Raw genomic sequence first — 1,727 nt, 5'->3', positions numbered from 1 at the left:
CGTGCTCTCCACGGCGAGCCACGCCGGCACCGCCGCCCACCAGGCGATCGCGCAGCACATGCTCGAGTCCTTCGACCACGTCGAGGCGGACCTCGGCTGCCCGCCCGACCTGCCCTTCGACCGCGCCACCGCCCGGACGGCGGACGGGCCGCGACGGCTGGCGATGAACTGCTCCGGCAAGCACGCCGCGATGCTCGCCGCCTGCCGCGTCAACGGTTGGGACGAGCGTTCCTACCTCGACGTCGACCACCCGCTGCAGCAGCGCGTCCGCACGACGGTCGAGGAGTACACGGCGGAGACCGTCGACCTGGTCGGCACCGACGGCTGCGGGGCGCCGGTCTTCCCGCTGACCCTCACCGGTCTCGCGCGGGGCATCGCCGGCGTCGTCGCCCGCGCCGACGCCGACTCCGCAGCCCTGACGGACGCCGTGCTCGCACACCCCTGGGCGCTCGACGGCGTCGGGCGCGCGAACACCGTGACGATCGAACAGCTGGGGGTGTTCGCGAAGCTCGGCGCTGAGGGCGTGATGGTGATGGGCCTCCCCGGTGGGGCGGCCGTCGCGGTCAAGACGCTCGACGGTGCGCAGCGCGCGGGCACGCTCGCGGCGCTGACCCTGCTGCAGCGGAACGGGCTGGTGACCGCCGAGGGCGTCGCGGGGGTCATGGCGGCGACGGGCGAGCAGGTGCTCGGTGGGGGCGTCCCGGTGGGCGCCGTCCGCGCCGGAGCCGGTCTGCGCTGAGCCCTGGCGCGGTTCCCGTCGGCTCGGCGGGGCGAGGTCCCGCCGACTCGGCGGAGGCGGTGCCTGCGTCGACGGCTCCCGCGCCCTCGGCTGGGAGGGCTCCCGCGCCTCGGCGGGGAGGTCGAGGATCGGGAGCACCGGGGCGGTCGCGATCGGCTCCCCCTGCGCGGTCCGGAACGTGCACCCCGACCGGCCGACCGTGACGACCGCGTCTGCGCGGCGCGGTGTCCGGTCGTGATCGGGGACGAGCACGAGCGTGCGGAGGCCGTGGCGTCCGTCCTGCGACACCACGTGGACGGCGATCCCCTCCGGCAGCGGGGCGAGCCCGTCCGGCAGGTCCTCGCTGTGCCGGGACGCCGCAGCGACGGTCGCGGCGCCGAGCTGGGCGGACAGGGCGTCGAAGACCGCGCGTGCGAGCGCACCTCGTCCGACCACGACGAGGTGTGGTGCTGCGGTGTGGACCGGCGAGCCGTCGTCGAGACGGTGCCCCACCACGAGCGTCGCTGGACGATCGGGATCCGAGGAGTGCGTGTCGGCAGGCGCGGGCTGCGGGGCCGGGGGGTCGAGCTGGGATGCCGCGGTCTCGGATCGACGCTGCCGCCACTCGACCGCAGGCTGCGACGCTCGGCTCCGCCCGGCAGCGACGACGAGGCGGTCGAGCACGGCGAGCACCGACCCTGCCGCGACCGCGACCAGCCGGACGGTACCCGGGAGCGCTGCGAAGACGCCGGTCCCGACGAGAACGAACGCGCCGACCACGAGGATCGTCCGGGCGAGGAGCGTGTTCACGCCACCAGTCGACCGGAGATCCGTGGGTCCGGTCGCCGCTGTCGGCCCCGCTGTGGACTGATCGCGGCGGGACCCCTCCCGTGCAGGAGGAGGTCTCGCCACACGATCACTGCACGAGGAAGAACTGCTCCCCGATGTCCACCCGCGCGCCACGCTCGACCCGGTAGCGCCGTCCCGGTTCGCACCGCCGGATCGACCC

1 protein-coding gene is annotated in these 1,727 nt (G+C 75.4%); it reads left to right on the top strand.

Annotated features, from left to right (window positions below; all coding sequences use genetic code 11):
• On the top strand, positions 1 to 739 hold a 739-nt coding region (locus tag I59_RS15670), incomplete at its 5' end, for an asparaginase (RefSeq protein ID WP_031274080.1).
• Between the last annotated feature and the right edge of the window lie 988 nt (positions 740 to 1,727).

Origin of the sequence: Curtobacterium sp. B8, from assembly GCF_000333315.1 — a bacterium.
In the GTDB taxonomy this organism is placed as follows: Bacteria; Actinomycetota; Actinomycetes; order Actinomycetales; family Microbacteriaceae; genus Curtobacterium; species Curtobacterium luteum.
Note: the sequence above shows the minus strand (reverse complement) of the source record. Positions and strands in the feature narration are given on the sequence as shown.